Origin of the sequence: Herbaspirillum sp. CF444 (genome assembly GCF_000282135.1) — a bacterium.
Lineage (GTDB): Bacteria > Pseudomonadota > Gammaproteobacteria > Burkholderiales > Burkholderiaceae_D > Herbaspirillum.
In genome coordinates this window covers 54,242-77,172 of record NZ_AKJW01000030.1, presented here as the reverse complement: position 1 = coordinate 77,172, position 22,931 = coordinate 54,242, and the positions used below count along the sequence as shown (strand labels likewise).

The 22,931-nt window shown below is 58.2% G+C and carries 23 protein-coding genes; 7 read left to right on the top strand and 16 right to left on the bottom strand.

Annotated elements, in window-relative coordinates; all coding sequences use genetic code 11:
* A partial coding sequence (locus PMI16_RS07980; RefSeq protein ID WP_007878292.1) for an NAD(P)H-dependent oxidoreductase occupies positions 1-329 on the bottom strand: 329 nt, incomplete at its 3' end.
* A gap of 81 nt (positions 330-410) precedes the next feature.
* Complete coding sequence (locus PMI16_RS07975) at positions 411-1,424, bottom strand: sulfate ABC transporter substrate-binding protein (RefSeq protein WP_007878290.1); 1,014 nt, start codon at positions 1,422-1,424, stop codon at positions 411-413.
* 405 nt (positions 1,425-1,829) lie between these two features.
* Between PMI16_RS07975 and PMI16_RS07965 the strand changes: the two genes are divergently transcribed.
* A complete protein-coding gene (locus PMI16_RS07965) occupies positions 1,830-2,624 on the top strand; it encodes an IclR family transcriptional regulator (RefSeq protein WP_007878288.1) in 795 nt (264 codons plus the stop codon).
* 92 nt (positions 2,625-2,716) lie between these two features.
* Here PMI16_RS07965 and pbpG read toward each other — a convergent pair whose 3' ends face one another.
* The 3 genes from pbpG to PMI16_RS07950 all read right to left on the bottom strand — a co-directional run bounded on the left by pbpG (position 2,717) and on the right by PMI16_RS07950 (position 5,785).
* Positions 2,717-3,832, bottom strand: coding sequence for a D-alanyl-D-alanine endopeptidase (gene pbpG / locus PMI16_RS07960; RefSeq protein WP_007878287.1), 1,116 nt, complete (start codon positions 3,830-3,832; stop codon positions 2,717-2,719).
* A gap of 143 nt (positions 3,833-3,975) precedes the next feature.
* On the bottom strand, positions 3,976-4,908 hold the full coding sequence (locus tag PMI16_RS07955) for a DMT family transporter (RefSeq protein WP_007878286.1): 933 nt from the start codon (positions 4,906-4,908) through the stop codon (positions 3,976-3,978).
* A gap of 115 nt (positions 4,909-5,023) precedes the next feature.
* Positions 5,024-5,785 (bottom strand): class I SAM-dependent methyltransferase, encoded by a 762-nt coding sequence (locus PMI16_RS07950; RefSeq protein WP_007878282.1) that lies wholly within the window; start codon positions 5,783-5,785, stop codon positions 5,024-5,026.
* A gap of 182 nt (positions 5,786-5,967) precedes the next feature.
* Here PMI16_RS07950 and PMI16_RS07945 point away from each other — a divergent pair, with 182 nt between their 5' ends.
* Entirely contained in the window at positions 5,968-6,762 is a 795-nt protein-coding gene (locus PMI16_RS07945; RefSeq protein WP_007878269.1) for a helix-turn-helix transcriptional regulator, read from the top strand.
* 12 nt (positions 6,763-6,774) lie between these two features.
* Here PMI16_RS07945 and PMI16_RS07940 read toward each other — a convergent pair whose 3' ends face one another.
* Complete coding sequence (locus PMI16_RS07940) at positions 6,775-7,713, bottom strand: DMT family transporter (protein WP_007878267.1); 939 nt, start codon at positions 7,711-7,713, stop codon at positions 6,775-6,777.
* 82 nt (positions 7,714-7,795) lie between these two features.
* Positions 7,796-8,698 (bottom strand): histone deacetylase family protein, encoded by a 903-nt coding sequence (locus tag PMI16_RS07935; RefSeq protein ID WP_034379548.1) that lies wholly within the window; start codon positions 8,696-8,698, stop codon positions 7,796-7,798.
* Between the two features lie 223 nt (positions 8,699-8,921).
* Here PMI16_RS07935 and PMI16_RS07930 point away from each other — a divergent pair, with 223 nt between their 5' ends.
* Positions 8,922-9,488 carry a phasin family protein gene (locus PMI16_RS07930; protein ID WP_007878265.1) on the top strand — a complete coding sequence of 189 codons (567 nt, stop codon included), beginning with the start codon at positions 8,922-8,924 and terminating at the stop codon, positions 9,486-9,488.
* A gap of 301 nt (positions 9,489-9,789) precedes the next feature.
* Here the strand turns inward: PMI16_RS07930 and PMI16_RS07925 are convergent, their stop codons facing one another.
* The 5 genes from PMI16_RS07925 to PMI16_RS07905 all read right to left on the bottom strand — a co-directional run bounded on the left by PMI16_RS07925 (position 9,790) and on the right by PMI16_RS07905 (position 14,646).
* Positions 9,790-10,599 (bottom strand): competence/damage-inducible protein A, encoded by an 810-nt coding sequence (locus PMI16_RS07925; RefSeq protein WP_007878264.1) that lies wholly within the window; start codon positions 10,597-10,599, stop codon positions 9,790-9,792.
* Between the two features lie 354 nt (positions 10,600-10,953).
* On the bottom strand, positions 10,954-11,775 hold the full coding sequence (locus PMI16_RS07920) for an EI24 domain-containing protein (protein ID WP_007878263.1): 822 nt from the start codon (positions 11,773-11,775) through the stop codon (positions 10,954-10,956).
* Complete coding sequence (locus tag PMI16_RS07915; RefSeq protein ID WP_034379571.1) at positions 11,775-12,761, bottom strand: sterol desaturase family protein; 987 nt, start codon at positions 12,759-12,761, stop codon at positions 11,775-11,777. Before PMI16_RS07915 ends, PMI16_RS07920 begins: the two co-directional genes overlap by 1 nt.
* 38 nt (positions 12,762-12,799) lie before the next feature.
* Complete coding sequence (locus tag PMI16_RS07910; RefSeq protein ID WP_007878261.1) at positions 12,800-13,645, bottom strand: polysaccharide deacetylase family protein; 846 nt, start codon at positions 13,643-13,645, stop codon at positions 12,800-12,802.
* Complete coding sequence (locus PMI16_RS07905; protein WP_007878260.1) at positions 13,645-14,646, bottom strand: YncE family protein; 1,002 nt, start codon at positions 14,644-14,646, stop codon at positions 13,645-13,647. Before PMI16_RS07905 ends, PMI16_RS07910 begins: the two co-directional genes overlap by 1 nt.
* A 285-nt stretch (positions 14,647-14,931) precedes the next feature.
* Between PMI16_RS07905 and PMI16_RS07900 the strand changes: the two genes are divergently transcribed.
* Together PMI16_RS07900 and PMI16_RS07895 are read left to right on the top strand one after the other, a co-directional pair.
* Positions 14,932-15,288, top strand: a complete 357-nt coding sequence (locus PMI16_RS07900) for an FKBP-type peptidyl-prolyl cis-trans isomerase (RefSeq protein ID WP_007878259.1) — start codon at positions 14,932-14,934, stop codon at positions 15,286-15,288.
* 36 nt (positions 15,289-15,324) lie between these two features.
* The gene (locus PMI16_RS07895) at positions 15,325-15,579 is read left to right on the top strand and encodes an acyl-CoA-binding protein (RefSeq protein WP_007878257.1); all 255 of its coding nucleotides are present in this window, start codon (positions 15,325-15,327) and stop codon (positions 15,577-15,579) included.
* A gap of 72 nt (positions 15,580-15,651) precedes the next feature.
* On the opposite strand, the gene PMI16_RS07890 is transcribed toward PMI16_RS07895, so the two are convergent.
* From PMI16_RS07890 to PMI16_RS07875, 4 genes are all read right to left on the bottom strand, one after another.
* Positions 15,652-16,635 (bottom strand): 2-hydroxyacid dehydrogenase, encoded by a 984-nt coding sequence (locus PMI16_RS07890; RefSeq protein ID WP_007878255.1) that lies wholly within the window; start codon positions 16,633-16,635, stop codon positions 15,652-15,654.
* An 18-nt stretch (positions 16,636-16,653) separates the two neighbouring features.
* Entirely contained in the window at positions 16,654-18,075 is a 1,422-nt protein-coding gene (locus tag PMI16_RS07885; RefSeq protein ID WP_007878253.1) for a sodium:proton antiporter, read from the bottom strand.
* Between the two features lie 158 nt (positions 18,076-18,233).
* Positions 18,234-19,406 carry a nicotinate phosphoribosyltransferase gene (gene pncB, locus PMI16_RS07880; protein WP_007878251.1) on the bottom strand — a complete coding sequence of 391 codons (1,173 nt, stop codon included), beginning with the start codon at positions 19,404-19,406 and terminating at the stop codon, positions 18,234-18,236.
* A 113-nt stretch (positions 19,407-19,519) separates the two neighbouring features.
* Positions 19,520-20,752 carry an ABC transporter substrate-binding protein gene (locus PMI16_RS07875; protein WP_007878249.1) on the bottom strand — a complete coding sequence of 411 codons (1,233 nt, stop codon included), beginning with the start codon at positions 20,750-20,752 and terminating at the stop codon, positions 19,520-19,522.
* Between the two features lie 313 nt (positions 20,753-21,065).
* On the opposite strand from PMI16_RS07875, the gene fdxA reads away from it, so the two are divergent.
* Both fdxA and PMI16_RS07865 read left to right on the top strand, forming a co-directional pair.
* Positions 21,066-21,389: a ferredoxin FdxA gene (gene fdxA, locus PMI16_RS07870; protein WP_007878247.1), complete on the top strand. Its 324-nt coding sequence runs from the start codon at positions 21,066-21,068 to the stop codon at positions 21,387-21,389.
* 190 nt (positions 21,390-21,579) lie between these two features.
* Entirely contained in the window at positions 21,580-22,662 is a 1,083-nt protein-coding gene (locus tag PMI16_RS07865; protein ID WP_007878245.1) for an NAD(P)/FAD-dependent oxidoreductase, read from the top strand.
* Positions 22,663-22,931 lie beyond the last annotated feature (269 nt).

Below are 22,931 nucleotides of genomic sequence, written 5' to 3'. Positions count from 1 at the left end.
CTGCCGCCGGTCGCCAGCGGCAACACCAGCTTGTTGGTCAGGCCGAACTGCGGCAACAAATCGAGGAAGGCTTTCAGCGCGCCGCTGTAAGCCGCTTTGTACACCGGTGTCGCCACGACGACGGCCGAGGCTTCTTCGACGCGGGCCAGCGCGGCCTTGATTTCGGCATCGTTGAAATCGGCGCGGATCAGTGCCTGCCCCGGCAAGTCGCGCACGTCCAGTTTGGAATAACGGTGCCCCAGCGCCGCCAGTTTTTCGCCGACGTGATGCAGCAAACGGGTGGAACGGGATGGTGCTGAAGGACTACCGGCCAGCAAGAGAATCGTCATGGTCAACTCAAAGGATGAATCTGGTGAAGTCTCCGGAAACCGCCATGCGGCTTCCGGAGATGTCATGCATTGTTGCTGTGCTTACTTCTTGTTCGGCACGTACAACTGGTCGAAGCTGCCGCCGTCGGAGAAGTGATCCTTCTGCGCTTTTTGCCAGCCGCCGAAGGTGTTGTCGACGGTGATCAGGTTGACCTTCGGATATTGCGAGGCGTACTTCGCTGCAATCTTCGGATTGATCGGACGGTAGTAGTTCTTGGCGATGATTTCCTGGCCTTCGTCGGAGTACAGGTGCTTCAGGTATTCTTCGGCGACCTTGCGGGTGCCGCGGCGATCGACGACCTTGTCGACCACGGCGACGGGCGGTTCAGCCAGGATGGAGATGGACGGCGTGATGACATCGAACTTGTCCGGGCCCCATTCCTTGAGCGAAATCAGGGCTTCGTTTTCCCATGCCAGCAAGACGTCGCCGAGGCCGCGCTCAACGAAGCTGATGGTGGCGCCGCGTGCGCCGGAATCCAGCACCGGCACGTTCTTGAACAGCTTGGAGATATAGTCGCGCGCGGCAGCGTCATTGCCGCCCTTCTTCAATGCATAGGCCCAGGCTGCGAGGTAGTTCCAGCGCGCGCCGCCGGAGGTCTTCGGATTCGGCGTGATCACCGAGACGCCCGGCTTGATCAGATCGTCCCAATCCTTGATGTGTTTCGGGTTGCCCTTGCGCACCAGGAACACGATGGTCGAGGTGTAGGGCGAGCTGTTGTGGTCGAGGCGCTTTTGCCAGTCGGCCGGCAGCAGCTTGGCCTTCTCGGAGATTTCATCGATGTCGTAGGCCAGCGCCAGCGTGACGACGTCGGCGTCGATGCCGTCGATGACCGAGCGACCTTGCTTGCCGGAGCCGCCGTGCGAGGCCTTGATGGTCACGTTGTCGCCGGTCTTGGCTTTCCAGTACTTGGCGAAGGCCTTGTTGTAGTCCGCGTAGAGTTCGCGAGTCGGGTCGTACGAAACGTTCAGCAACGAGATATCTGCGGCATGCGCCAGCGGCACAACCTGCGAAAACAAGGCTGCCACCGCAACCGACTTGATAAACTTTTTCAACATGATCTGCATCCCTCTTGGTTCAGTTTTGTTCTGGAGGTCACAGATTAATGAGTGGGCAAGCAAAAACGAACGAATACTTTCTTCTCTCAATATGCGAAAATCAGATAAGCAATCGCAAGGCCGCTGAATATAGAGATGGCCTGTTCATATCAAATGCGCATAAGGGAATCACCGGCGGCAATATAGCGACGGACATGACATCCACGTCAGCGTCGATGCCGGCCGAGATCAAATTCCGGCTCCAGCGATACACTTGGGCTGCTTGGCATGCGCCGAAAAGCCGTTTCATTTTGGCGCCGGTAAAACTACTGGAAACGCTTCAAAACGCCTCGTCTTAGCGCATCGCCTTCTTCTCTTTTTCACAATGTGGTATAAAGACCCTATTGCAATGCATCAAACACCGATATGAAAAAAGAAGCCCAAGACGAGACAGGCGCGATATCGATTCAGGTCATTGAGCGCATGGTGTCGCTGCTGGACGCTCTGGCAATGTATCCGGATCCGGTCAGCCTGAAGGAATTGTCGGCCGCGACCAAACTGCATCCGTCGACCGCCCATCGCATTCTCAACGATCTGGTGGTGAAGCGTTTCGTCGACCGTTCCGAGCCGGGCACTTATCGCCTCGGCATGCGCCTGCTGGAACTGGGCAACATCGTCAAGAGCCGCCTGAGCGTGCGCGAAGCCGCGCTCGACTTCATGCGCGCCCTGCACCGCAAGACGCATCAGACCATTAATCTGTCAGTGCGGCAAAGCGATGAAATCGTGTACATCGACCGTTCTTTCTCCGAACGCTCCGGCATGCAGGTAGTGCGCGCTATCGGCGGCCGCGCTCCCCTGCACCTGACTTCGACCGGCAAACTGTTTCTTTCCATCGACGATCCCAAGGCCGTGCGCGCCTACGCCACGCGCACCGGGCTGGCCGGACACAACAAAAACTCGATCACCGATCTCGGCAAGCTGGAACGCGAACTGAGCATGGTGCGCGCACTCGGTTATGCACGCGACAATGAAGAGCTGGAACTGGGCGTGCGCTGCATGGCGGCCGGCATCCGCGACGACTCCGGAAAACTGGTGGCGGGCCTGTCGATTTCGGCGCCTGCAGATCGGCTGCAGGAAGATTGGGTGGAGGACCTGATCACGACTGCGGCGCAGATTTCGTCCGCATTGGGTTTTGTGAATCAGCAGGATGGTGCTGCTTAGGCACCGGGCCTGGTTCAGGATCAGGCAATAAAAAAGGCGAACCTCGGTTCGCCTTTTTTATTGCTTGCGCTCAGCGCAGATCACAATCTGCATCAACCTTCGTCAGCGCGTGCGCGCAGATTCACGCGCGTCAGGTTTTGCGAACCTTGTTCCGACAGCCACTTGCGCATGCGCGCGGCATCGCCGACGTGCGACAGCTTGCCCTTGGAGTCGAGGAAGACCATCACGACCGAGCGACCTTCGATCTTCGTCAGCATGACCAGGCAGTGGCCTGCTTCGTTGATGTAACCGGTCTTTTGCAGGCCGATGTCCCAGTCCTTGCTGGCGACCAGACGATTGGAGCTGGCGTATTGCAGAGCGTGGCCGCTAGGCTCGACCATGTACTTGGCATCGGTCGAGTATTGACGAATGATCGGGTAGTTGTAAGCGGCGACCACCAGTTTGGCGAGGTCGCGTGCGCTGGCGACGTTGTTGCTGGAAAGACCGGTCGAATCGACGTAGTGCGTATCCATCATGCCCAGCGAACGCGCCTTCGCGTTCATGGCGGCAACGAATGCCGGCAGACCGCCCGGGTAATTGCGGCCCAACGCCGATGCAGCGCGGTTTTCGGAGCTCATCAGCGCGATGTGCAGCATGTCGTCGCGCGACAATTGCGCACCGACGCGCAGGCGGGAGCTGCTGTGTTTTTGACGATCGACGTCGTCATCGGTGACGGTCAATGTCTCTTCCATGTTCTGACGCGCCTCCACCACCACCAGCGATGTCATCAGCTTGGTGACGGACGCGATCGGCAAAGCCACGGAAGAATTCTTTTCAAACAGGACTTGCGAACTGGCCTGATCGATCACCAGTGCGACGTTGGAACGCAGCGCCAGCGGATCTTGCGTCAGGTTCAGGCCTGCCATGTCGCCGGCCGTCATCACAGGCGGCACGACCGGCATGGTCGGCATCGCGGCGACGCGTTGATACACGACGCGGCGCTTGCCGTGCACGTAGGCAACTTTTTTGACGAGTTTTTCGCGGTGATCGAGGGAAGCCTGGGTGGCGGCGCGCTTGGGAGCGGCTTGTCGTTTAACGACAACTTTCTTGACTATGGTCTTTTTAGCTGCAGTTTTCTTGGTATTCGCCGACGTTTGGGCTTGTGCGGGAGAAATGCCGGCCAGCACGAAAAGTAGCGTAGTAACGACAGCTAGCGCAGATTTAAGCATTGGTGAACCTCCCCCTGATTGATACATACAAGAAACTGTTGGCAGTGTAGCAAATCAAGGAAAAATCGCAAGATAATTAGGTAGTTAGCGCAACTATTTAAACAACTTTCTTGGAAAATGCGCTTTTTTTACTTTTTGGAAACCTACGCGACTTTTTTCTGTGTCGCGACACCCCTGTAATTTGCTATAACCAGACCCGCCAGTACAAAAATAAAACCCAAAGCATGATACCAGTGTAACGTCTCCCCAAGACAGGCCATCGCGATAACAGATGCAAATATCGGCACCAAATGAACGCATTGAGATGCTCTGACGGAGCCGATACGGTCTATGCCGTAATTGCATGCCAGCGTCGCCAGAATGCTGGGAAACACCGCCAGGTAAAAAATACCGGTCAGACTGCTCTGGTTGAGGGGTATAACGAACGCCTGCCCGCCTCCGTTGACGAGCATTGCAAAAGTTAATGCGATCAATCCGATCACGCCCGTCACCCACAGATAACAAAAGCTCGGCAACACGCGCGGACGCCGCGGCAACAGCAGCAGGTACAGGCTCCACATCACCATCGCCACCAGCATCCAGCCGTCGCCGCGATTGAGTTGAAAACCTGCCAGGCCGGCGAACGAACCATGACTGACGATCACCGCTACACCATAGAGTGAAACATTCACGCCGGTTAGTTCCATGCGACCCGGCCGACGCCGATGCAGTAGTACCGACAACAGCAAGGTCCAGACGGGAATCGATGAATTGAGCAAGGCCGCGTTGGTCGCGCTGGTGTAGTGCAAGGCGCCGAAAATCAGGGCATTGTAAAGTCCCGTTCCCAGCAACGCCAACAGGGTCAGCAGCGGCAACGCCGCGCGAATGTGTTGCCGGTAGCGGATGACATCGCGCAATACAAACGGCGCCAGAATGAGCAGGATCAGCACCCAACGCCAGAATGCCAGCGCCATGGGCGCGACTTGCTGATTGAGCGCTTTGCCGACCAGCATATTGCCGGCCCAGAACAGCGCCGCCGCAGCGAGCGCGAGAACGGCGAGGAAGGTGGATGAGCTGGATGAGCGCGGGGCTTTCACGGGCTGGCGAAGACTGGCATGAGAAGAAATGCCGCCAGCTTAAGCGCCGCCTCATCCTTGGTCCAATATATTATTGGGATGGATTTGAGTCGTGATTTATATTATTTCCAGGACATCATTTCTTGATCGCTTCAACCAGCACGGTGTCGATGTCGAAAGAATAATCTTCGCCCACACGGAAGTAATCCCGCACCTCGGCAGGCGCCGCGCGCCACAGCGACTGAATGGCGGCGATGTGCTCAGGCGAGGTGCGCATGCGCGCCACCCACGAAGAAAACTCCAGCGTGAGCTTCCAGCTCTTGGAAAACTCCACTTGCAAACCGGTCTGGGCGATCAACTTCTTCCACGACGACATGCCGACATTGCGGACGTGCGAGGTGTCGCGCAACAATTCAATCCCCTGCATGTAAGTGTCGGCCAGCACGTCCGCCGGCGCCGCGGTATCGATGACGACGAAGCGACCGCCCTGCTTCAATACCCGCGCTGCTTCCTTCAAGGCCTGCGGCAGATTGCGCCAGTGGTGCGCGCTGAAACGGGTACAAACGACATCAAACGTCGCATCGGCAAACGGCAGGCTATCGGCGCTACCCTGCTGGATTTCAATATTCGGCAACTTGCGGTCTTCTGCGGCGATGCGCACGACTTCCAACATTTGCGCCGACAAGTCATAGGCGACAACCCAGGCCGCAAATGGCGCTACGGCAAAGCTGGCATGGCCGCCGCCACAACCGAGATCCAGCACGCGCGCTTGCGGGTATGCCGCGGCGTAGGCCGCGAGGTCTTGCAGATCCGCGCCCTGGGCGTGTACGGCGCTGGTCAGATACGACGCTGCGGTGGTGCCGAATTGTTCTGAAATCACTTGGTTATGGCTACGCATTCCTGGCTCCTGATAGGGAAAGAATTAATAAAAAATGGCTGGAAAGTGCCAGTCTAGCGATCTCATATTCTGGTACAAGTTCAGTGTTTATACTATTATTAAAACCAATAGCATCAATCGCTTTACTACTACCCCGAGCCATCACCAACGCTCTCTGGTCCACATCTTCCCTGCCCACCACCATGCAAAACGAAGACATCAAACGCAAAGCGCTCGGCGAATTCATCAAGTCTCAACGCGAGCAGACCTCGCCCGCACTGGCCGGCCTCGGCCATCTGTCGCACGGCACGCGCCGCCGCACGCCGGGTCTGCGGCGCGAAGAAGTCGCGCAGCTGTGCGGCATCAGCGTGACCTGGTACACCTGGATAGAACAGGGACGGACCGACTCCATCTCGCCGCAAGCCTTGTCGCGCATCGCCGACGCCTTGCACCTGCCGCGCGCCAAGCGCGCATATCTGTTTGAGTTGGCGGAAAAGAAAGATCCCGTGCATCAGGACGACCACGGAGAAATCGTCGCGCCCGAGATACTTGACGTCGTACGCAATTTTCGCCAGCCCGCTTACGTGCTGGATCGCTATTGGAATGCGCTGGCCTGCAATGCCGCCGCAAAGAACTTATTCACCGGCTGGCTGAGTCCGAAAAGCGAAAGCGGCAACCTGCTCTACTTCACCTTCTGCACGACGGCGTCGCAAGAATTGATCACGGATTGGGAACAACGCGCGCGTCGCCTGGTCGGCGAATTCCGCGCCGATTGTGGACAATACCTGGACGATCCGCAGATCAAGCAGATGGTCGAAGAACTCTCTTCACGCAGCAGTTTGTTCAAACGCGCATGGAGTTTGCAGGACGTGGTGGAACGCGAAGGCGGCGAGCGCCAGTTCCGGCATCCGGTGCGCGGGACCTTGAAATATCAGCAAGTGAATTTTCGCGTGGCGAACCGGCCGGACCTCAAGCTGATTACGCTGATGCCGGCGTGACCTTGCCTTGCCCTACTTCCGGACCACGAACGCAACGCCGATCACGGCGATCACCATGCCGGCAATGCCGACCATGCTGAAGGCCTCGCCGAACATCAGCCAGGCCATCACCGCCGTGGTCGGCGGCGTCAGGTAAAGCAGGCTGGTGACCTGCGTTGCCGCGCTGCGACGGATCAACGCGAACAAGAGGAAGATCGCACCGATCGACAAGGCCAGGATGGACCACAGCAAGGCGCCGATGAAATGCCAGGTCCACGTGACCGTATGCAGGTCAAGACTGAAATCCTCGACAAAAATCGCGAACGGCAACAACACCAGGCCGGATGCGATGAATTGAATGATGGTGCCGGTACGCAAATCGAAATGCGCGCAAAACCGCTTTTGGTACAAGGTGCCGATGGTGATGCTCACCAGCGCCATCACGCACAGCCAGATCGCCATCCATGACAAGCCGATCAGTGAAATCTTGTTGGCGACCACCAGCCCCACGCCGCACAAGCCCAGTCCCAATCCCAACCACTGCCGCCCTTTGACGCGCTCGCCGACGAACGGTGCCGCGAAGGCGGTCAGCACCGGCTGCAAACCCACGATCAGGGCGCTGAGTCCGGCGGGCATGCCCAGCTTGATGGCCGTCCAGACGCCGCCCAGATAAGCCGCATGCAAGAGCATGCCCGAGACAGCGATATGCACGGCCTGCTTTCCTCGCGGCCACGGCGCGCGCAGCACCCACACCAGCGGCAGCAAAAACAGCAGCACGCCGATGAAGCGCAATATCAGGAAAGTCAGCGGCGGCGCATAAGGCAGGCCGAACTTGGCGACGATGAAGCCGGTGCTCCAGATCAGCACAAACGCCAGCGGCACCAGATTGAGCAACAACGGATTCCAGGAAGGGTTTTCCTGCTTGGGGTCGGACTGGGGGTCGGACTGACTACGGGTGGCGACGCGAATCATGATTATCCAAAACGACTGCCTGATGTCTCCGCCTGAACGCGCCGCATGCCAGACCTCAAATCATGAAACCGGTATGGCGCGATCAACGCCAGTCGGCAGCATATTGACTGGCAAGCGTAATTGTTTGTATGTGAACGGCGACGGTGTCTTCGATATTTTTTCCGTAGCCGCCCGCCATCGTAACCGCGATCGGGATTTTTTGCTGGCGACCCAATTCGAAGACCATCCTGTCGCGCTCCGCCAGTCCGGCCAGGCTGAGCTTCATGCGGCCCAAGCGGTCACCCTCATGCGGATCGGCGCCGGCCAGGTAAATAATCAGTTGCGGATCGAAACGTTGCATCAACTGCGCCAATGCGTCTTGCAACGCCGATAGATATTCCACATCGGTCACGCCATCCGGCAGGGCGACGTCGAGATCGCTTTGCTCCTTCTCGAACGGATAGTTGCGCTCGCCATGCAAGGACAAGGTGAAAACGGAATCGTCGTTGGCCAGAATCGATGCCGTGCCGTTGCCCTGATGCACATCGAGGTCAACGACCGCCACGCGGGACACGCGACGCTCGGCTTGCATCAGGCGCGAGGCTACTGCGGCGTCGTTGAACACGCAAAAACCGGCGCCGTGATCGGCATAGGCATGGTGCGTGCCGCCGGCCAGATTGACGGCGACGCCCTGCTCCATTGCGCTGCGACATGCCGCGATGGTGGCGCCTGCCGACCGGCGCGAACGCTCGACCATTTCGGGCGACCAGGGAAAGCCGATTTCTTTTTGTGCGTGGTCGGACAACTGACCATTCGAGACCAACTCGACATACGTCGGATGATGTGCAAGGGCGAGCATCCCGTCGCTGGCGGCGACCGCTTCGTGAAACTCCAGATCAGGTACGCCTCTCGCGGCGCCCTCGCGAATCATGCGGTATTTCACCATCGGGAAGCGATGGCCGGGAGGCAATGGCAACACAAAATGGTCGCTGTAAAACGCTCTCAAAACAGTCTTCTTTCTCTCAAAAAAACCGACGCGGAAGTATGTCTGCTGACTTAAAAAAACAGCGCACAATCTTTTTAAAAATCGGCGACAAAATATATTGACTTGTAGGTATTTTCACCTAGAATCCTGATTGTGCACCGCACAAATTCAGTTTCCAATAATACGCGTGCATGTTCCCAGAACCCTTCATTCTCTTTTTTAATCAGACCAAAGGACCACGAATATGACGACCCTCACCGACCAATTTTCCGCCGCTACCAAAGCAAACTTCGAAGCTCAAGTCGCACTGTTCAGCCAATTCGCAAACAAGACTTTCGAGGGCGTCGAAAAGCTGGTGGATCTGAATTTGAAAGCGACCAAATCTTCCCTGGAAGAAACGCACGATGCCGTTCAAAAACTGCTGACGGCCAAGGATGCACAGGAATTCTTTTCGCTGTCGAGCGCTCAAGCCCAACCCAGCGTGGAAAAAGGCCTGGCCTACGGTCGCCATGTTGCCGGCATTTTTTCGAGCACCCAGGCTGAGCTGACCAAGACCGCCGAAGCCCAGCTCGCCGAAGTCAATCGCAAGGTGATTTCGCTGATCGACGAAGCCTCCAAGAATGCGCCGGCCGGCACCGAAAGCGCCATCTCTTTCGTCAAGACAACGATCGGCAATTTCAACTCGGGATATGAGCAGCTCACCAAGAGCGCCAAGCAGGCAGCCGAGGCCCTGGAAGCCAACGTGTCGACAGCGGTTGACCAGTTGTCGCAAGCAACCGTAAAAGCAACAAGCCGCAGCTCGAAAAAATAATTTGAGCAAGAAGCCTCACCCGGGCAGACATAATTGGATATGATGACTGTTCTGCCCGGTTGCTTCATCCACGTTGACACAGTTGTAACGCTGCAAGATTTCACGCAACGACGCTTGTGCAAGACACGAATTCAGCAAAGAGGCGCCCCCCGTTTCATCCGTAGCGCCTCAGAGCAATCTTTGTCTCCTCGGTATCTGATTTTCCTCCTAAGATACCGTTTCTGATGCCTCGGTGAGCCGGGGCATTTTTTTGTCCCCGCCCCCGTCATCCTCTCCCCGCATTGCCAGCTTACTTACTGTTTTACTTACTGTTCGGCTGATAATCCGCGTTCAGTTTGCGCAGCCCGTCTTCCATCTTGCGGAACGCATCTTCCACCTGCGACGGCTCGCCCTTGACGCCGAGATCGATGTGGCGGCGCGTCTGTTCGTCGCCGACGTGCGGCAGGCTGAACACCTTCACCAGCGGATACTCCGCTTCGATGGCCTCCATCAGCGGCGTAATCGTCGACTCCGGCATTTCGTAGACCAGCACGGATTGTTCCGCCCAGGCCAGACGGTGGAACAGATGCGCGTAATGCGTATCGAGCACCCACTCGAACATCGGCCAAGCCATCACGGGAAAACCCGGCGCAAAATAATGCGTGCCCTCGCCGCTCACATTGGGCACGAAAAAACCCGGGATCTTGTTGTAAGGATTCGGGATGATCGATGAACCAAGGGGAAACTCGCCCATCTTCAGGCGATGCAGGTTTTCCGGCGCGTCATAGTTCGGCACGATGCCGGCTTCGCGCGCGGTGTCGGCGATGCGCTCCTGGATTTTTACCCTGGCGTCCGGATGCAGTTCGAGCGAGACGCCCAGAGCGGCCGCAGCGCATTGGCGCGTATGGTCGTCGGGCGTGGCGCCGATGCCGCCGGTGCAGAAGACGATGTCTTCGCTGGCGAAGGTTCTTTTCAGCGTGGCGGTGATCCGCTCGGGATCGTCGCCGACATATTCCACCCAAGCCAGTTGCAAGCCGCGTGCGGTGAGCAGTTCAAGTACTTTGGGGAAATGCTTGTCGACGCGTTTCCCGGAAAGGATTTCGTCGCCGATGATGATGAGTCCGATAGCCATATGTATCCGTTCACTCCTGCTGGTGGTAACCCGAAATTATGCCCTGATACTAGAACTCATTTCATAAATAGGCGCGAGATGCGTTCTTCCCAGAAAGGGCGCTGGCAAGGCGTGCGACGCGTCGCGTGGCGGTGCCGAATGTGCCAACTCCTGCAAGGAGCGCAACGCGGCCAGCGCCCTTTCTGGGAAGAACCCGGAGGGAGCGGCCTGTTTGGGCGAATTGCTGCGTTACGAATCGGGGTCAAGACGCCCAGTCTTGACCCCAATTCGCGCCTTGCACGTCATCCCAAACAGGACAAGCTCGCACTCGCGCCTATTTATGAAATGAGTTCTAACAATCAGGCAGGCCGCCCGCTAGTTCGCTGCGCCGGCTGTCGCCGCCCCCTCGGCGCGCAGCTTGCTCAGGGCTTCCAGGCAATAGTATTGAAACCACAAGCCGGTGAAGACGAATACCAGCACATACAGCCAGATCGCGCCGGCGGCCAGGATGGGGAAAAAGATCACCGACAGCGCGCCGCCCAGCCACAGCAAGGTCGGCGCCGCCCCCATGGCGCCGGCGATTGCGCCAACCAGCAGCAAGGGCCAACGATGCACATGCAGGATCGCGCGCCGCTCGGCCGGCGTCGCATAGTCGGCCAGCGTGTCGTAAGCCATCACGCGATAAGTCAGCCAGCCCCACAGCACCGGATGGATGACGAAGGCCAGCGGCGGAAAAATGGCGATCGGCAACGTGACGATCCAGGCAAACACGAACACGGCGAAACACCACAGCGAGGTCCAGATGCTTCCCCACCACGAGCCGCCGTGGCGTTGTTCAAGGTGCGGGTAATGACGGCCGCCGACATGGCGTGAAATCGCCGGCACCGCCCACAATCCGACAAACACCAGCGCGGTCAGGATCATCAGCGGCAGCAAGGCCCACATGGCGATCAGCGGGACGATCACCGTCTTCAGCGCCCCCATGTTGAACCAGTTGAGTATCGATCCGGCCACGCCGAAACCGTTGTGCCCGACGAAGTAGTCTTGCAGCCAGTCGATCATCGGCTGCAAACCCCACCACAGGGCGACGCCCCAGATCGCAATCGAAAGTACAAAAGGAAGCACCGTCAGCAGCAGCATCCTGATGTGCAGCTGCGACAGCAGTGCCCGGCCGAATGAGCTGGCGAACAGACGCATCAGCGGGCGGTCCTGCGAGAGAATTCGACGATGCGCTTAAGGCCCAGCCACTGCTGCGCCCAGAAGCCGCGGCCATAATTGCGTCCTTTGCCGGCCGGAGGCGGCAACTGATCGCGCACGCCGGTCATGGCAAAACCCTCGCCGAAATGCGTGGTGCGGAAGATGACGTCCCAGATCGGGAACAGCACCGCAAAGTTATGACCGCCCAGCGAATTCTTGCCGCGGCTTTCGTGGCCGATGCCGATGGCATGATGCAGGCGATGAAAACGCGGCGACACCAGCAGGTATTCGCCGATGCGGCCAAAGTGGATGCGTACGTTGGCGTGCTGCAGACTTTGCAACATGCGCGAGGCCGACACCAGCAGAATGTACTGGCCCGGCTGCACGCCGATGGCCAGTGCGAGCAGCCCCATGAGCACGTCGCGCACCAGATCGTCGAGCAAGTGGTTGCGGTCGTCGCTCCAGAGGTTCATGTTTTCCTGGCTGTGATGCAGGCTATGCAAGGCCCACAGCCAGCGGAAACCGTGCTGGGCGCGGTGATACCAGTAGTCGCAAAAATCCAGCACGACCAGGTAGAACAGGAAACTGACCAGCGCCTGGTCGGTCACGCCGGGCCAGACGTCGTCGAGATTGAAGGTACCCCAGCCTTCCCAATGCAGGAACTCGCTGAGATAGGACATCGCCGGATCGAGCAGGAAGAACACAATGATGGAAAAAGCGCCCAGGCGGTGCAAGGCGGTGTAGATGAAATCGTTCCAACGCGCGCGCTTGTCGGTGATCGCATGCACCGGGATCATGGATTCCAGCGGACGCAGGATGATGAACAGGACCGCCAGCTCGCACACGCCGACCAGAAACCATTCGGTGCCGGTAAATGCTTCTTCGACAAACTCACCGAGGCCGAGCGCAAACACTGCGGGCTGAACGAAGGTTTCGAACAGCCATCCCTGGGCCGTGGCGAACAAATCTGAAAAGGTTTGAATCAGGTGCATCATGCTCAATCCGTGCGTAGTTCGGTGCGTAATTATTTGATGACGGCAGTCTGCTGCTTGCCGAGGGCGGCCTGGTAAGCGGGATGTTCGCGCAAGGTCGCGAAACAATAGCCTTTTTGCTCCAGTCCGGAAATCAACGGCTCCAGCACCGCCGGCGCCCACGGATCCTTGCGCGACCAGATGCCCAGATGCGCCATCACGATGTCGCCGTCCTTGAGTTTTTGCAAGGTTTTCTGCAGCAGCATGGCATTCGGCCATTTGTCGCTCGGCAGCTCATCGCCCGAAAATCCGGCCTCGGCCCAACCGATATGAGAATAGCCGCAAGCCCGCCCGGCCGCCAGCAATTGCGGCGTCAATTTGCCGCCCGGCGCGCGCCACAGGTGATCGAGTCTGGAGCCGGTCAACTCGGTGAAGCGATCGGCCACGCGTTGCAACTCGCTGCAATACTGCGCGGCAGTCCAGACCTCTTTCTTGCCGGCTTGCGCGCCGAATTGCGGTTTGACTTCGATACGGCCGTCGGGCAAGTCGCGCTGGACGTAGACGTGATCGAAGGTATGCGTGCCGAAGGCATGTCCCTCGGCTACCCGGGCTTTCCAATACGGCGCCCAGGCCGGATCCAGCGTGTAGTCGCCGTGTATGGTTTTTTCGTTGGCGAGGAAGAAGGTCGCCTTGATGTGGTGCTTGTTGAGCGTCCGGGCGATGTAATCCGCCTGGGACTGGCTGCCGGTGTCGAAGGTCAGGTAAATCGTCCCCTTGCAGGAAGCGGCAGTATCGGTCGCCGCCTGCGCCGGCCAGATTGCTGCGGTTACGGCGGCAGTAGCTGCCAAAACCGCAATCTTGCGCAGGCGAGACGATCTGGCTGGCAACGGCGTCCGCATCAGAGGTCGGGAGCCCGATTGAAGAAATAGATCCCGTGCGGCGAGCGGCCGACCGGAATGACCTTCATGACCTTCTTGCTGGCAAGGTCGATGACCGCCACTTTCTTGATCCAGCGCAGCGTGACCCACATGGTCTTGCCGTCGTCGGTGATCTCCATGCAATCGGGGCCGCCCGGAACCTGGATGTTGCCGACGTTTTCCAGCGTCTGCAGGTCAATGATGTTGATCGTGTTGGAAACGCGGTTGGAGACATAAACATAACGCTTGTCGCCATGCGCGCGGAAATTGTGCGCACCCTCGCCGGTACGGATCGTCTTGACGGTCTTTTGCGTGCGCCAGTCGATGACCTGCACGTAGTCCTTGCCCATGATGCCGACCAGCAGGTACTTGTTGTCCGGCGTCATGAAAATACCGGCAGGCAATTTGCCTACCGGCATGGTCCATTTGACCTGCTGGGTCGCCAGGTCGATGGCGCTGATTTCGTTGCTGCCCTGCTGGGTGATGAAAGCGGTGGTGCTGGCGGCGTCGAAAGCGATATGGCTTGGCGTCTTGGCCAGGCGCACCCGCTTGGCCAGTTCCAGGTCGCGGCCGTCGTAGCGATAGACATCGACGCGGTCCAGGCGCAGGCCGTTGGCGACAAACCATTTTTGGTCAGGCGAGAAGCCGATCTGATACGGATCGATGATGCCGCGCAACTGGCGCTGGATCTCGCCGGTCTTCGGATCGAGGAAAATCAGCTGGTTGCCGGTGGCGCTGGCGACGATCAGGGACTTGTTGTCCGGGGTCGCCATCAGATGGTGTGGCTCCTTGCCGACGGAGAAGGTGTTGATTTCCTTGTAAGTGGACTGATCCAGCAGGGTCACGGTCGCATCGCCGGAATTGAGCACGACGACGACATTCGCAACATTCGCGTACGCCGGAGCGGCAAGCAGCACGCCCAGCGACAGCACCAATGGGAAAAGCCGGGAAATCCGGAAAAGCCGGGCAAAACTATGCAACATGAAGAAACTTTACTTAAAAATTTGCGATCTTATCGTGCATAACATCCGAAAAAGCACGCCCCAGGGCACATAACGCCTCTGATGCCGATTCGGCTGACACGAGAGGTGTTGAACATTATGTTTTGGTTTACACTGCGACCAACCCCGTTCAGTAACGCAGCATGCAGATGCGCAAGACACAGGGAAACAGGGCCTTTCAGTGCTCCTGCCTCCCGGACGCGCGGCTAAAAATCAACTAATCAATTGCCGACAAACGGCATGAACATATACTTTGAAAGGGAAAAAATGTCCACTATCGCTACCTCCTCTGGACTGCAATACGAAGAAATCCAGGTTGGCACAGGCGACGAAGCCAAGGCCGGGAATCATGTCAGCGTGCACTACACCGGCTGGTTGCAAAATCCGGATGGCAGCGCCGGCAGCAAATTTGACTCCAGTAAAGACCGCAACGATCCATTTGCGTTCCCTTTGGGTGCAGGCCATGTGATCAAGGGCTGGGACGAAGGCGTCCAGGGCATGAAGGTCGGCGGCGTCCGCAAACTGATCATTCCGGCCTCGCTGGGCTATGGCGCACGCGGCGCCGGCGGCGTGATTCCGCCGAACGCCACGCTGATTTTCGAAGTCGAACTGCTGGCTGTCTGAGTCCGTTTAGCCTGGTATCCATTCAAGGAGAAGACGATGAGTCTGCAGGAACAATTTGAGCAAACCGTGGCGGAGTCCAAGAATCTGTCGGAACGCCCCGACAACATGACGCTGCTGAAGATGTACGGCCTGTACAAGCAAGGCAGCAGCGGCGACGTGCAAGGCGAGCGCCCCGGCATGACCGATTTCGTCGCGCGCGCCAAGTGGGATGCATGGGCCGCCATCAAAGGCCTGCCGCAGGAAGAAGCGCAACAGCAGTACATCGACCTGATCGCCGACCTGAAAGATTGAACGCCAGGTCAGGACAAGCACAATAAAAAACCCGCCTCGGCGGGTTTTTTATTGCTCAAACAGCAATATGCCTCATTGTTTCGGCCGCACATCGCGATTCAGGAGGTTTGGCGGCACCTGGCCCGACAAAGCGGCAATCAGGTTATCGGCAGCGCAATTGGCCATCGCCAGCCGGGTCGGCGTCGAGGCGCTGGCGATATGCGGCGTCAGCACCACGTTCGACAAACCGAGGAAATCCGGATGGAAAGCCGGTTCGTTTTCAAACACGTCCAGCCCGGCCGCAGCAATTTTCCTGTCGCGCAAGGCCGCGATCAGCGCCGCGTCGTCGACAATGCCGCCGCGCGCCAGATTGATCAGCGTCGCCTGCGGTTTCATCAAGGCGATGTCGGCGGCCTTGATGGTGTGGTGAGATTCTTTCGAATACGGCAACACGAGGATCACGTGATCCGCCGTGCGCAGCAGTTCTTCCTTGCCGACGTAACGGGCGTTATTGGCGCGCGCCTCCAGCTCCGGCGACAGCGGCGAACGGTTGTGATAAATCACGTTCATGTCGAAACCCATGGAACGGCGGGCAATCGCCTGACCGATCCGTCCCATGCCGATGATGCCCAGCGTCGAGCCGTGCACGTCGGGACCGGTGAAGCTGTCGTAGCTCCACTTCTTCCAATGACCGGCACGCAGCCAGTGCTCCGATTCGGTCACGCGACGCGCGGTCGCCATCAACAGCGCCCAACCGAAATCGGCGGTGGTTTCGTTGAGCACGTCGGGCGTATTCGTAGCCTGCACGCCGGCATTGGTCGCGGCCGCCACGTCGATGTTGTTGTAGCCGACGGCCATGTTGCAAACCGCCTTCAACTGTGGATTGGCGGCGAACAAGGCGGCAGTCACCGGCTCGCTGGGCGTGGAGAACAAGCCGTCTTTGCCGCGCACTTTTTCCAGCAGCTCGTCGGCGGTGAAGATGCGGTCTTCCTGGTTCGATTCGACCTCGAAATGTTGCGCCAAGCGCTCCAGCACTTCGGGAAACACCGCGCGGGCCACGAAAATCTTAGGTTTCATGCTTGTCTCTTTTTATCGTTAAACAAAGAAGATGAAGGTCATCACTATGAACAGCGGCATCAGGATCACCAGCGACCAGAGCATATAGCCGAAGAACGAAGGCATCTTGATGCCGCGATCCTCCGCAATCGCCTTGACCATCATGTTGGGCGCATTGCCGATGTAGCTGTTGGCACCCATGAACACGGCGCCCGCCGAGATCGCCGCCAGGGTCGACGACAGCGTCGTCATCAGCGTCTTGGCGTCGCCCGATGCGGTATTGAAGAAGACCAGATAAGTCGGCGCATTGTCGAGGAAGGACGACAACACGCCGGTGATCCAGAAATACATCGCATCGACCGGCTGACCGTCGGCACCCGTCACCGCGCGCACCACCGCACCAAAAGCTCCCGCCTCGCCGGCCTTGAGCATGGCGATGACGGGAATGATGGTGATGAAAATCCCGGCAAACAATTTCGCCACTTCGGCAATCGGTCCCCAGGCAAAATCATTGCCTGCCCGCGCCGACTTCGGCGTGATCCACAACGAAATCAATATCACCGCCACCAGCGCTACGTCGCGCAAGAGGTTTTGCAGTTCGACCGGCGTTCCCATGACGGAGAACTCCACGTCCGGCTTCCAAAAGCCGCTCATGAGGACCAGGCCGATGACCGCCAACAGCAAGACGAAATTGATCTTGCCTTCGAAGCGGATGCGCGAATCCGGGGTCGGATCGAGCGCCGGCGGCAACTCTTCTTCCTTGTTCCGATAGTAGTGCCTGTCGAGCAGATAAAAGATCGCCAGCAAGGAGACGCAGACGAACAGCGTCTCCGGGAAGATGTGCTGCATGGTCCAGAAGAAATCCACGCCTTTCAGGAAGCCGAGGAACAGCGGCGGATCGCCCAACGGCGTCAGCGAACCGCCTGCATTGGCCACGAGGAAGATGAAGAACACGACGATGTGCACGGCATGCTTGCGGTTGTCGTTGGCGCGGATCAGCGGACGAATCAGCAGCATCGACGCCCCGGTCGTCCCCATGAAACTGGCCAGCACGGTACCCAACGCAAGCAAGCCGGTATTGAGCGCCGGCGTGCCGTGCAGATTACCGCGCACGCAGATGCCGCCGGCCACCACGAACAAGGCAGTCAGCAAGGCGATGAAGGGAATGTATTCCGCCAGCAAGGCATGCACCGTCCCTGCCGCCGCGGCATATCCGCCGAACACGACGGCAAAAGGCAACAGGAAAGCCAGCCCCCATGCAATCGCGATCTTGCCATAGTGATGATGCCAAAAATGCTCGAACAGCAACGGTCCGAGAGCAATCGACAACAGCAAGCCAATGAAGGGAATGCCCCACAACGCAGACAAGGTACTGCCGTCAAGATCAGCCGCGAAAGCCAGATTCGGAAGCAGTAAGGCAAGGGCCAGAGAGGCCGAGGTTGTGAGGAGTTTTTTATGCAATTTTGGCCCTGTGGAATCGGGAAAAACCGTTCAAGAAAATCCGGATCGGTCGAGGGCACACTATACCAGCAAGACCGGCCCGGCTGGCCGGAATCGGCTTGCTTTAAAATATTTCAACTCGCGCAATTTTCTTGTAAAACCGCGCCTGCGGCACGCCATTACTTGATCTCGAACACCTGCCGCAAATACTTCACGTAAGCTTCGTCATCGCACATGTTCTTGGCCGGCGTATCGGACAATTTGGCGACCGGCTGGCCGTTACAGCGCACCATTTTCATGACCACCTGCAGCGGCGTGTAACCGAGGTCGTTGGTCAGGTTGGTGCCGACGCCGAAGGCCACCTTGGCGCGATCCTTGAAGCGCAGATACAGCGACACCACCTTGTCGAAATCGAGGCCGTCCGAGAACACCAGCACCTTGCTCTTGGCGTCGACGCGGTTGTTGTTGTAGTGCTCCAGCAAGCGCTCGCCCCATTCGAACGGGTCGCCGGAATCATGGCGCGCGCCGTCGAACAGCTTGCAGAAATACATATCGAAATCGCGCAAGAACGCATCCATGCCATACACGTCCGACAAGGCGATGCCGAGGTCGCCGCGATATTCCCGCGCCCACATTTCAAAGCCGTAGATCTGAGAATCGCGCAGACGCGGACCGAGCGCCTGGCAGGCTTGCAGATACTCGTGCGCCATGGTTCCCAGCGGCGTCAGGTCGTGCTGCAGGGCGAACTGCACGTTGGAGGTGCCGGCAAAATGACTGCCCATGCTGTCCTTCATCGCCAGGATCACTTCCGCATGCCAGCTGCGCGAAAAGCGGCGACGGGTGCCGTAGTCGGCGATCTTGCAGCCTTCGAGCAGGGGGTTGTCGGTCAGCAGCGCGATCTTGTCGCGCAGGCGCGCGCGGCCGGTTTCATAGTCGGGCGCTCGTTGCGTGGCGCGGAAATACACTTCGTTGACGATGGCCAGCACCGGCACTTCGAACAGGATGGTGTGCAGCCACGGGCCTTTGACCTGGATGTCGATCTCGCCATTGTTGAGGGGCGACGGCGTGACGCTGATGTATTTTTCGTTGAGGTGGAAGAGATCGAGAAAGTCGACGAAGTCGCTCTTGATGAAGCGGAAACTGCGCAGGTAGGCCAGCTCCGACTCCTGGAAACGCAGGCGGCACAGCGCGGCGATTTCAGCCTTGATCTCGTCGATGTAGGGAGTCAGGTCGACATCGTCGTTGCGGCATTTGAAGCGGTACTCGACCTGGGCACCGGGGAAATGATGCAGCACGACCTGCATCATGGTGAATTTGTACAGATCGGTATCGAGCAGGGAAGAAATAATCATGGGACCTGGCGACGCACCACCATGTGTGCGAGAGAGGAGACAAGGGGCACTATCTTACCTTGGATGAGGCCGAAGGTGCCCCGCCTGTGCGCATGGTTTATCGACAAACACGATCACCGCATTGCCGAAGCCGGCCGACGGCCCTTGATGTAGGTCTCGTCAGGCATGTAGCGCGTGCCGTCCAGATAACGCCAGTCGCTGGAGGGACTGCGCCCATCCTTGTAACCAAGCGTGCCGATAAAAGCCCCCATGCTGGATTGCTGATCCTGGACGCGGAATACGATGGGTCCCACCGGCGACTCCATGTTCAGTCCGCGCATGGCGGTCACGAGCTTGTCCGAGTCGACCGAGCCGGCCTTCTTCATCCCGCAGACAATCGCCATGACGGTGCTGTAGCCGAAGATCGCCGCCTGATGCGGCTTCTCGCCGTAGCGCTTCAGGTAGGCCTCGCGAAACCGTTGATGTTCGGACGTCGTGATCTGGTCGGTGGGATAGCCCAGCACCACCCAGTTCCGTACCGCTTCATACTGCCCCGCCATATCGCCCAGCGCTTCGCCGGCCGACATCGAAAACACCGTGCTGTCCGCGAACAAGCCCTGACGGCTGCCCTCTTCCACGAATCTTTGCAGGTCGGCGCCGAAAGTCACGTTGAAAATCGCATCCGGACGCGCCTGGCGCAACACCCTCACCGCATCGGCGGCCTTCAGCTTGCCCATGGCCGGCCATTGCTCGGCGACGAACTCGATGTCGGGGCGACGTGCTTTCAGCAACAGCTTGAAATTGGAGACGGCGCTCTGGCCGTATTCATAGTTGGGCGCAATGATGGCCCAGCGACGGCCCGGCAGCTTGGCGGCGGCTTCGGCGAGCATTGCGGCCTGCATGTAAGTCGACGGGCGCAGGCGGAAGGTATAGCGGTTGCCCTTGTCCAGCGTGATCGCGTCCGACAAGGCGTCCCCGACCAGGAACAGTTTCTTTTCCGAAGCGGCGACTCGCGCTACGGCCAGCGCCACGTTCGACAGCATGGACCCGCTCAGGACGTCGACCCGGTCGGTTTTAAGCAGTTGTTCGGCATGTGTGACGGCTTCATCGGGATTGCCGCTGTCTTTGCGCGAGACCAATTCGATGTTGCGGCCCAGCACGCCGCCTGCGGCATTGACTTCGGCCACGGCCAGTTCGGCACCGTTATGGTATGACTCGCTCGATTTCGGCACGCCGCTGTAGCTGTTGACCTCGCCGATGCGGATGTTCTGCGCCTGCGCAATGGTAGTGAGCGTCAACAGGCATAAAGCGGCAAGGCTGGTCAGGCGGCCGAGTCGTACTTTTCTTTTTGTTTGTCCGGCGTACACGTTAAACCTGTCCTTTGACGAATGAATATTTCATATTTACTTATACGCAATCTGTATAAGCCTCATTTGTGAGAAAAGTTGAATTGCCTTAAAATACAAGGCTTTCCAGCCGGTTACCCAGGAATTGTTGCGCAAGCAGCGAATTAGCGCCGAGGCCGCCTCAAAAAGGCGCTCCCGATCCGCACAAAAGCTGCGGCAACAATGCATGCGCAAATTGACCGTTACATAATCGCTACATATTGCGCGCCATATTGCCACTAAATCCGGCTGAGTTTGACATCGGTTTTAAAGAAATTTTACAGATAGGACTGTTATGACCCACGTTGTGACCGACTCCTGCATCCGCTGCCGTTATACGGACTGCGTTGATGTATGCCCGGTTGATTGCTTCCGCGAAGGCCCGAATTTTCTCGCCATTGATCCGGACGAGTGCATCGATTGCGCCGTCTGCGTTGCGGAATGCCCAGTCAATGCGATCTATGCGGAAGAAGACGTCCCGGCCGATCAGCAAGAATTCATCAAGCTCAATGAGCAACTGGCGCGCAACTGGCCTTCCATCACCAAGACCAAGGCTCCCCTGGCAGAAGCCGAGGAATGGAAAGACGCCAAGAACAAACTGGAGTTCCTGCAGCGCTAAGCGATGCACCAGCCGGAGGCCGGAACCGAGATTCATCCGGCCGTCGGCTGCAACGGACACAGCCTTCACCTCTTAGCCATATAGCCAAGATCGGGAATGCACCGGCGGAAAATGCCGCGCAAACCTGCCTTGGCCGGTAGCCAATTGAGTCTGGAAACACCTCTCAACTGAAACGGGAATTGGATTTTTTATGGATAACTTCAAGATTGCGGCCGCTGACGCCGGCAAAACAACGCCGATCGAAACCGATGCCGTCATCGTCGGCGCGGGCCCTGTCGGCCTGTTCCAGGTATTCGAACTCGGCCTGCTGGAAATCAAGGCCCACGTCATCGACTCGCTCGCCAACGTCGGCGGCCAATGCGTCGAACTCTACCCGGACAAGCCGATCTACGACATTCCCGCCGTGCCGGTCTGCACCGGCCAGGAACTGACCGACAACCTGCTCAAGCAGATCGAGCCGTTCGACCCGACTTTCCACCTGGGCCAGGAAGTCACCGTCGTGCAAAAGCGCGAAGACGGCCGTTTCGACCTCGAAACATCCGCCGGCACCAAGTTCATCACCAAGACCATCTTCATCGCAGCCGGCGTGGGCTCGTTCCAGCCACGCACTTTGAAAGTCGACGGCATCGAAGCCTTCGACGGCTCGCAACTGTTCTATCGCGTCAAGGATCCGGCCCTGTTCGAAGGCAAGAACATCGTCATCTGCGGCGGCGGCGACTCCGCGCTGGACTGGGCGCTGAACTTCGTCGGCAAGGCCGAATCCGTCGTGCTGCTGCACCGTCGCGAAGAATTCCGCGCGGCGCCGGCATCGGTGGCCAAGATGAAGGAACTGTGCGAACAGTACGAAATGCAATTCCTGGTCGGCCAGGCCACCGGCTTTGAAGCCAAGGACGGCAAGCTGTCCGAAATCAAGGTCACCGGCGCCGACGGCGTCACCCGCCGCCTGCCGCTGGACATGCTGCTGGTGTTCTTCGGTTTGTCGCCAAAACTGGGCCCGATCGCCGAATGGGGCCTCGACATCGAGCGCAAGCAACTGAAAGTGGTCGACACCGAAAAGTTCGAAACCAACGTTCCGGGCATCTTCGCGGTCGGCGACATCAACACCTATCCAGGCAAGAAGAAGCTGATCCTGTCGGGCTTCCACGAGGCCGCGCTGGCGGCCTTCGGCGCGGCGCCGTACATCTTCCCGGAGAAGAAGATCCACATGCAATACACCACAACGTCGCCGAAACTGCACAAAATCCTCGGCGTCGAAACCCCGGTTTTCGACTGATCCTTGCACCATCGGCGATCAGGCCGGTCCGGCAAAAAGCCTCTTTCCTTCCGGAAAGGGGCTTTTTTCTTGCCTGAATATCCCCCATATGGACTCAGGAAAAACATACTGATGCCGATAATGCTTGTATAAATCGTTGAATAAAAAGGCTTTATATGATCGACAAGCTGAAAATTCTTTGTCGACATTTCGCGTTTTTATCATGCTTCCGGGAAGGACGGCGAAGGGTGATCCGTGGTAAAATATTGCGTTGCAACATAGCAAGTTTT

Excerpts from the sequence above, each read along its gene's own strand:
- PMI16_RS07910 (WP_007878261.1), bottom strand. The coding sequence starts at position 13,645 with ATGCGGACGCCGTTGCCAGCCAGATCGTCTCGCCTGCGCAAGATTGCG.
- PMI16_RS07895 (WP_007878257.1), top strand. The coding sequence starts at position 15,325 with ATGAGTCTGCAGGAACAATTTGAGCAAACCGTGGCGGAGTCCAAGAAT.
- pncB (WP_007878251.1), bottom strand. The coding sequence starts at position 19,406 with ATGATTATTTCTTCCCTGCTCGATACCGATCTGTACAAATTCACCATG.
- PMI16_RS07905 (WP_007878260.1), bottom strand. The coding sequence starts at position 14,646 with ATGTTGCATAGTTTTGCCCGGCTTTTCCGGATTTCCCGGCTTTTCCCA.
- PMI16_RS07950 (WP_007878282.1), bottom strand. The coding sequence starts at position 5,785 with ATGCGTAGCCATAACCAAGTGATTTCAGAACAATTCGGCACCACCGCA.
- PMI16_RS07945 (WP_007878269.1), top strand. The coding sequence starts at position 5,968 with ATGCAAAACGAAGACATCAAACGCAAAGCGCTCGGCGAATTCATCAAG.
- PMI16_RS07890 (WP_007878255.1), bottom strand. The coding sequence starts at position 16,635 with ATGAAACCTAAGATTTTCGTGGCCCGCGCGGTGTTTCCCGAAGTGCTG.
- PMI16_RS07930 (WP_007878265.1), top strand. The coding sequence starts at position 8,922 with ATGACGACCCTCACCGACCAATTTTCCGCCGCTACCAAAGCAAACTTC.
- pbpG (WP_007878287.1), bottom strand. The coding sequence starts at position 3,832 with ATGCTTAAATCTGCGCTAGCTGTCGTTACTACGCTACTTTTCGTGCTG.
- PMI16_RS07965 (WP_007878288.1), top strand. The coding sequence starts at position 1,830 with ATGAAAAAAGAAGCCCAAGACGAGACAGGCGCGATATCGATTCAGGTC.
- PMI16_RS07925 (WP_007878264.1), bottom strand. The coding sequence starts at position 10,599 with ATGGCTATCGGACTCATCATCATCGGCGACGAAATCCTTTCCGGGAAA.
- fdxA (WP_007878247.1), top strand. The coding sequence starts at position 21,066 with ATGACCCACGTTGTGACCGACTCCTGCATCCGCTGCCGTTATACGGAC.
- PMI16_RS07900 (WP_007878259.1), top strand. The coding sequence starts at position 14,932 with ATGTCCACTATCGCTACCTCCTCTGGACTGCAATACGAAGAAATCCAG.
- PMI16_RS07940 (WP_007878267.1), bottom strand. The coding sequence starts at position 7,713 with ATGATTCGCGTCGCCACCCGTAGTCAGTCCGACCCCCAGTCCGACCCC.
- PMI16_RS07920 (WP_007878263.1), bottom strand. The coding sequence starts at position 11,775 with ATGCGTCTGTTCGCCAGCTCATTCGGCCGGGCACTGCTGTCGCAGCTG.
- PMI16_RS07975 (WP_007878290.1), bottom strand. The coding sequence starts at position 1,424 with ATGTTGAAAAAGTTTATCAAGTCGGTTGCGGTGGCAGCCTTGTTTTCG.
- PMI16_RS07865 (WP_007878245.1), top strand. The coding sequence starts at position 21,580 with ATGGATAACTTCAAGATTGCGGCCGCTGACGCCGGCAAAACAACGCCG.